The 7,287-nt window shown below is 42.3% G+C and carries 8 protein-coding genes and 1 pseudogene; 5 read left to right on the forward strand and 4 right to left on the reverse strand.

Annotated features, from left to right (window positions below):
- A pseudogene (locus tag BCT81_RS13305) lies at positions 1–692 on the reverse strand (penicillin-binding protein 2); the annotation flags it as partial.
- Positions 693–1,021: 329 nt separating this feature from the next.
- Here BCT81_RS13305 and BCT81_RS13310 point away from each other — a divergent pair.
- The gene (locus BCT81_RS13310; RefSeq protein WP_102424726.1) at positions 1,022–1,453 is read left to right on the forward strand and encodes a GNAT family N-acetyltransferase; all 432 of its coding nucleotides are present in this window, start codon (positions 1,022–1,024) and stop codon (positions 1,451–1,453) included.
- Between the two features lie 147 nt (positions 1,454–1,600).
- Here BCT81_RS13310 and BCT81_RS13315 read toward each other — a convergent pair whose 3' ends face one another.
- Positions 1,601–1,816: a hypothetical protein gene (locus BCT81_RS13315; protein ID WP_102424727.1), complete on the reverse strand. Its 216-nt coding sequence runs from the start codon at positions 1,814–1,816 to the stop codon at positions 1,601–1,603.
- A gap of 448 nt (positions 1,817–2,264) precedes the next feature.
- On the opposite strand from BCT81_RS13315, the gene BCT81_RS13320 reads away from it, so the two are divergent.
- A complete protein-coding gene (locus tag BCT81_RS13320; RefSeq protein WP_017072477.1) occupies positions 2,265–2,525 on the forward strand; it encodes a DUF5062 family protein in 261 nt (86 codons plus the stop codon).
- Positions 2,526–2,615: 90 nt separating this feature from the next.
- Here the strand turns inward: BCT81_RS13320 and BCT81_RS13325 are convergent, their stop codons facing one another.
- Complete coding sequence (locus tag BCT81_RS13325; protein WP_102424728.1) at positions 2,616–4,877, reverse strand: hypothetical protein; 2,262 nt, start codon at positions 4,875–4,877, stop codon at positions 2,616–2,618.
- A 331-nt stretch (positions 4,878–5,208) separates the two neighbouring features.
- Between BCT81_RS13325 and BCT81_RS29750 the strand changes: the two genes are divergently transcribed.
- The 3 genes from BCT81_RS29750 to BCT81_RS13335 all read left to right on the forward strand — a co-directional run bounded on the left by BCT81_RS29750 (position 5,209) and on the right by BCT81_RS13335 (position 6,471).
- Complete coding sequence (locus tag BCT81_RS29750) at positions 5,209–5,364, forward strand: DUF5993 family protein (RefSeq protein WP_162884309.1); 156 nt, start codon at positions 5,209–5,211, stop codon at positions 5,362–5,364.
- 9 nt (positions 5,365–5,373) lie between these two features.
- Positions 5,374–5,913: a disulfide bond formation protein B gene (locus BCT81_RS13330; RefSeq protein ID WP_063524954.1), complete on the forward strand. Its 540-nt coding sequence runs from the start codon at positions 5,374–5,376 to the stop codon at positions 5,911–5,913.
- A 351-nt stretch (positions 5,914–6,264) separates the two neighbouring features.
- Positions 6,265–6,471 (forward strand): hypothetical protein, encoded by a 207-nt coding sequence (locus BCT81_RS13335; RefSeq protein WP_063524955.1) that lies wholly within the window; start codon positions 6,265–6,267, stop codon positions 6,469–6,471.
- On the opposite strand, the gene BCT81_RS13340 is transcribed toward BCT81_RS13335, so the two are convergent.
- Positions 6,450–7,106, reverse strand: a complete 657-nt coding sequence (locus BCT81_RS13340) for a sugar O-acetyltransferase (protein ID WP_241908199.1) — start codon at positions 7,104–7,106, stop codon at positions 6,450–6,452. The genes BCT81_RS13335 and BCT81_RS13340 overlap by 22 nt on opposite strands.
- Between the last annotated feature and the right edge of the window lie 181 nt (positions 7,107–7,287).

The raw sequence follows: 7,287 nt of genomic DNA on the forward strand, positions 1-7,287 counted from the left end.
CTGTTTACTTCGACTTCTTGATAGCCTACTTTTCCATGTAGTACATCTTCATAATACCGTTCAATGCCAATTTTTCCGATGTTCCTAGTGGCTTTATAGTTGTGGTCTTTCCCTTCAGTGATGAGACGATTTAGGTCTGACTGGTTCAAGCGTGCAACATAGCCGAGCGAGTGTGTCAAAATATCAGCATAAGGATAATGTCTTTTTAGCGTTGCCATAACATCCACACCCGGATATTTATAACGATTTACCGAGAACCTAGCGACTTGTTCGTCATTAAGGTTGTCTAACAGAGGTATTGAACTAAAACGTCGTGCTCGCTTGAGGTTTTTTTTAAATCTCTCCTCTTGCTCTTGGGATATATCGATGATTCCACGTAGCTTCTCGATCGTTTCAGATATGTTTTCTATCTTTTCTGGTACTAGCTCTAAGCTAAATACTGGTACGTTCTCGGCTAAAATGATGCCGTTACGATCATAAATCAGGCCTCTGGTAGGGGGGACGGGGATGATTTTGATACGATTTGAATTAGAACGCGTTTGATAGTACTCATGTTGTGTCACCTGTAGGCAGTATATGTTTAGAACCAACAGTCCTGCTAGTAACACAATACATATAAAAGCAAACACCGCCCGACTTCTGAATAATCTAGCTTCTAGCTTATGATCTCGAAATTTGTTTCTTCTTCGCATTTATCATTGTCCTTCAACATGGCGGTGTTGAATTGACCATAAATGTAAACACAGATGATTTCGCTCACAAAAACATTCATTAAATGACTGACTGGGTGGGCATAACATATCTTTTTCTACTGCTTTGTTCGCTTTTTAGGGAAAGGAGGCTTGCATGATGATATGGATCGTATTGCGTATGTCAATTACAAGGCTATTTTTTGGGGGGTAAGGGACGTGTTTTCATCCGAGGATCTCCTACAGACATCATTGGCTCACTTAATGGTTTAGGCTTAATATGCGTCTTCGCAGCTTCACATGTTTATATTCAGTTTAATCTAGAGAAAATTATGACTATAGAAAATGTGCTTCCTGAAGATTATGCAGAAATGCTTAAGGTTTGGGAGAATTCAGTCCGAGCTACTCATGACTTTATTACAGAAGAAGATATTGAGTTTTTTAAACCTATCATCATGGAACATGCGTTCCCTGCGGTTTCTTTGAAATGCGTTAAAAATGAATGTGGTTCGATAGTTGGCTTCGTAGGCGTCCATGATGCAAAAGTCGAGATGCTTTTCGTTTTGAATGAAGTTCGAGGACAAGGAGTAGGTACGGTGTTGTTGCAACATGCGATTGAGCAGTTGGCAGCGACCAAAGTTGACGTGAATGAGCAAAACCCACAAGCGGTAGGCTTCTATCAGCACATGGGGTTCAAAATTGAATCACGCTCACCACTTGATGACATGGGGAAACCATTTCCAATTCTGCATATGACGCTGTAAGACTCGGTTGTCGTATCACTCGGTTGTAATCAACCACAGTCTGTAGAAGAAAAGCCCAAAGCTAATAACTTTGGGCTTTTCCGTATTTGATAGCCAACATTTGATAATGGTTTGAAAAAGAGAAATGCTTTGCTATCTCGAATTAGATTAGTGCATACCCGAACGCATTTTGTCGGCAAGGGCAAAGAACACAAACAGCACAAAACACACCAAAGCAACACAAAGTGAAATTAGTATTGTTGTGGCATCTTTTGTCATTAATGGAACCACGATAGAAGCTAATGCTATCAAGATAACAAGGATATGAACGATTCGTCCGGGGATAGGATTTTTATGACAGAATGAAGCCCATAGGTAACGCATTATTAACACCAGTACAAGATTATTGGGTCTATTTTATTTATTTAATGAGTGTTTTGTAAATAGCTTTTCGTTACGGGTGACTGTAAATGTGTTCTAAGTCGACATGGTATAAAACTAGTTAAATAACAGCGGCTTATTATTTATTTATAAAGCTAAAAGTATACAAGTGAAAATAATAGTATTCTGTATCCTTTAGCTTGGTAAGTTCAAATCCGGCAAATTTTTGGTTTCTTGACTGAAGATCTCATTTATTGAGTGTTTTGTTAATATATCGTTTGCGCGTTTGTATTTATCTTGTGAATGTTGATTGAGTGGGTAGCGGCTTTGGATCTGCGAATCGTTTTATGTAATTTATCAAAGAGAGAGTTCGAATTGAGAGCGCGGTAATCTTATCGAAGATTTGGTTTGATATACTCAAGGTTCATTCTACGAAGATGATGGAGATGATATGTCGAAAACCGCGAAGATCATGAATGAAGATAAGCTGGTTAAGAAGGCTCTAGAAGTCGGTTTTAAAATGGCAAAGTTGCAAGGTTTCGATTTGCCGAACTCATCTCAACCAATCAAGGTTAAGGCTGTTTATCTATTTCTTGTTGAAGTAAATCAAATCACTCCGTTACCAGACAGTAAGTTGGATGGTGCAAATATTAAGAAGCGCCTAGCGTTATGGATACACAACGCATTGCCTGACAACGATCCTCTGAAGTAAGCAAAGAGTAATTCGTTTTTATCTTTGAAACCTAGCGACTACTCGCTAGGTTTCTTTGTTTTATGGTGACCAATTCAAGTTTGAGCTGCGTCAATAAAGTAGTATCAAGCCTTGGTAACCACCTACCTGCACTTCATCTAGATATTCTCCCACTCTACCATCAGCACTTACGGGCTTCATCGGTGGGTCTAATCGAATAGAAATTTTCTCTGCGGTATAAAAGTCAGCGTTTTTCCCATAAAAATCGGTGCGATAGAGAACGCGTCCATGCTCAAACTCTCTGGCAATCACCATGTCTTCTGGGCCGCCTTCGACAATCTGTTTATCTGATTGATAAAGGAAATAGGCATGAGTAGGTAATAGTGAAACCTTGCCATATGGTAGCTCTTGATGAGCGACCTGAGTTTGCGAAGTGTTACCAACAATCGAGTAATCCTCAGGTTGTGGAGTGCGGGTTGAGAGCATCAGTGTAAGTGGTTGAAAGCCCTTTGGTATGGCTCCTGAAGGCACACCAAGATTAATGTTGAGCAGTGGTGTTGGCTGGTAAGCCATATTTTTGGGTACGCCAGCTTTCCAGAAATTATCTGTTGTGGTGTTGTTGCTCCCATATACGTAACCACTGTTCCATTGGTTGAAATAGCTTTGCTCGGGATGATGATGGAGGTAATAGATGGCGAGAGTTGAGTATTGGTCTTGTTGCCAATTTTCTTGGTTGTTCCCAAAGAATTGCACGCGTCCATAACGCGTTGTGGCTTGTTGAATAACCTTCGACCCTGAATAGCCGAGTGCTGAGTTATCCCAAAACTTCGATAGCCCGCCATAGCCGCTAAAGCCCGTTGACGGAAATATATAGTGCTCCCTGAAATACAGGTTTCCTGCATCGATAAGGTGCGCTTGCCCATTTCGACCATAGAGGTTAGCTGTTCCAATATTGAGCCCAATTAACGGTTTGTCATTAACGGCAGTCAATCGTTTGAGAAAGGCGGAAAACTGTTGTTTATAGCGTTCATCAGCTTCAGTTGAGCCTGCGATAGCATCAAGTTCAGCGATGTTTCCCCCAGAGTAGATATCAAATTGATTGCTACCTAAGAGTTTATTGGTGTCATCGTTGTAGGCGCCAGAGACACCTAGCTTGGTCCAATGTTGACCATAATAACTGCCCATTGCCATCAATAGCCCGGGATTAGCCAGATTGGTTAGCGACCATGAAGAGTTCTGGTCCCACATTTGACCAAAAGGAATAACCCGAGATTCCCAACGAAATCGAGCGGTGGCGGATTTATTACTTCGATTCTGGTATTCAGCAGGAGACAAATAGTTGTCTTGGTTAAGGTCGGCCGATTGGTCGAAGCCACGAATTTTTCGCCAACGCTTTGGCTCATTAAGGGAGGGGCTGTGGCTACTCTCTTTAGAACCAAGCGTCACTTTGTTCGGCGGTAAGTCCTCTTTGGCGATTATTGGAAAGCTATCTCTGAACTGGACGCGACTTAAACGAGGGCGAATATCACTTGCTTGGCCTTGCCAGCGCACTCTAACTACGTATAAACGGCCACCATCACGGACAAAAGGCGAACCGAAATACTGCCCGCCACCATAACTGTTGCCACTACCATCATGAGTGCTTGCTCTTACCCAATCAGAAGGTACTTCCCAGCTAACCGCTTGGTTTTGAGTCATGTTCTCAGTGTTATCTTCATTTATAACAAGATGAGACCATGCAGTGACTTGATTGTTGGCGTTCACCTCAGAAGGATATTCAATCCAAAACCTCCCACCTTGTGCAAAGCGTGAAAACTCAAAATCGACACTATTGAACTGTTCTGAGTGGTAAAGGTAGAGTGCACCACCTTGTTGGAAATTTTCAAAGACATCGGCATCCCAAGGTGGTGGTTGGTAAAGGACAAAGCCTGCGTGCATTGCGTCTGCGGTATAACCCACAAGCATGGGTTTACGGTTTAACAGCGTATTCTCGCCATGAGTGGGGTTGGGTTCTGTAAGGATGGTGTCTTCTAAAAAGTGTAAAAAGAAATCTTCGTAATCAACCCCGTACCGTTCTGCTATTTCTCTAATCTCGTCTTCGAGTTGGCCTGAGTTTAACTCTAACTTTTGGTTGTACATGTAGCCAACGGCCGGGATATTGGTGTTAAGGCTTTGGTTAGTATTAGCTCCAAATATCAAATCACTATGGTTGAGCTCCCAATCAATCACCTCGTAGGCCGATAATACATCACCTTGTAAATCGCTCCCTTGTTCATGTTGACCGGGTAAAACGATCGCGTAGTTGGCCCAAATAATATTGGGAATGGTAAGGCTAGTAAGAAATAGGGCAGAGAAAAATCGTGTTGTTTTCATTATGTTTCCTAGCCATTCACTCTTAAGTGTTATCCCTGTTTGGTAAGTGTAGCCAATCGTAATATCTGTGCTCTGTTTCGTGGTATGCCTAATGTTGAGATGCGTATGCTTTTCTTGATTCGGCGTGTTACTTGCATCTTCTCTTCATAGAAGGCTTTGTTAGTGGTGGAAACTTGACAGGTTAACGCTTACTAACAAGTATTAAATTGATGATTTTTAATCCGTAATCCATAGATTTGCCGATTTTGAATGCTGTTTGGGGCGTAGGTGTGGATATTCATTTTGACGTTCAATATGACTGGACTTGATAAATAGCGAGGGAATACCTCTTATGATGTCTTTACTGTTTCTACTATTACTCGTGGCGATGTTATGCGCTTTTTTCGAGAAGAAGACCGCGGCGTATGGCTTTTTTGCGGGCTCTGTGATCCTAGGGTTGTATTGGTTTAATCACCATGCGACTGATTCATTACCCATCTTATTGTAAGGAGCTAACATGAATCGAGATCAATTAACGCTCCTAAATACGCTTGGCCTACTCGGCATGACTGCCGTTCTGTTGATAGGCTTCATCCTTCAGTTTGTTCTTCACGAATTGCCTTGCCCGCTGTGTTTATTGCAACGCATCGGTTTCGTGATGGTTGCGTTTGGCTTTATGTTGAATGTGGTTTATGGGCCTCAACCTCGTCACTATGGCATTGTTTTGATCGGTGCCTTGTATGGTGTCGCCACCTCTCTAAGACAGGTATCGCTGCATGTGATTCCAGGCACGCCTGGCTATGGTAGTCCTATCTTTGGGATGCACTATTACACTTGGGCTTTCGTGTTATTTGCTGCGACCATATTAGCGGTTGCTGTCATTCTAATATTGACTAATAAAGAGCCATCGCAAGAAGCGTATAAGATGAGTAACTTGGGGCGTGTGGCGTGTTTACTAGCCATCGTTGTGGTTGCCCTTAATGCCATTGCAACCTTTGTTGAATGTGGACCTTATCAGTGCCCTGATAATCCTATTAGTTATTGGCTACTGAGCTAGCTGTCCTGTCAGTTTATTTAGTGAAAAAGAGAGCCACAGCGCCAGCTGTGGCTTTGTTGTTTATGGGTGACTCCATTACGGTGCTTTGTAAGCATTACTATTGTTCCTCACAATTCGGATAAATACACAAATATCTATTACGGTGATTGCCTGTTTTGTATCTGAGGAAGGGGTAGGTGTTGTGGGTGCCCGGTTACTTTGAGCATATTGTGGATTACCTTGGTAAGGCGGGGAAGAAAGGTAGATAGCGCCACGGTTGGTTGTTTTTTGTTCTTTTGTCAACTTGATACTTGAATTTAGCCATTTTCAGGCCAGACTTCTAATTGGGTTTAATGTAATTAGGAGGTAGGTATGGCTGCAGATAGAGATCTAGTGAACTTCAGCGAAGAGCATGAGCTTAATTATTGTCTCAGAAGTGCAGGTAAGCGCCAAACTAAAGCAAATCGAGATGCGCTTGTTGATTTGGGTAAACAAGTTAAACATGTTTTAGACAAACGTGTGTTGACTCAAGATGATGTAAGAGGTGCTATCCACGATCACGAGGATATGTTTGAGTGAGTATGGTCGTTAGTGACTGTATTGTCTTTCGAGAGGCTTGACTGGCGAGTGTATTTGTTTTCATTCTTTCGATTCAGATACCGGATTAATTTGGCTGGTGTGCCGCCATAGAGACAGTCTGGTGGCACATCACTGTTGACGACAGAGTTGGCAGCGATAACGGAGCGAGCGCCAATTGTCACATCTTGATTAATGACCGAGTTCCCACCAATCCATACATCATCTTCAACGATAATAGGGAAACAGAAGGTTTCCCACTGACGACGACTTCTGTGATCCAGAGAGTGAGAAGCGGTATAAAACTGAACGCTCGGCCCCACTAAAACATTGTTGCCAATTTTGATTTTAGCACCGTCCAGCATGACCACATTCATGTTGATGAAGGTGTCGTCACCAATCTCGATGGTTTTACCAAACTCACAATGAAAAGGGGGCTGGATTAAGCTGCTGCTACCAACCTTACCAAATAGCTGCTCTTGCAATGTGTGGTGCTGGTCTGGGTCTTGGTGGCTGTTGAAAGCCATTAGCGACTTTCTGGCATTGGAACGCATGGTTTCAATTTCTTGGTCTGCACCATTATATACTTGCCCAGATAGCATCTTTTCTAGTTCAGTTTTAACGTTTGTATTACTCATGCTTGCCCACTTTCCGAGAGTCTCGGTCTAAATGACGAATACTGCAAGGTTAGCGATTTTCGGGCATAAAAAAAGAGAAAAGCCTCAGCCTTTCTCTTCCTGTTTTTCTACTTAGCAATCAAGATTGCTTAAATTAGATTTGCTCAACAAAACCCATTAGGTGCTGTTTTACTTCGTCTGA

Source organism: Vibrio sp. 10N.261.52.A1, from assembly GCF_002876325.1.
Classification (GTDB): Bacteria; Pseudomonadota; Gammaproteobacteria; order Enterobacterales; family Vibrionaceae; genus Vibrio; species Vibrio chagasii.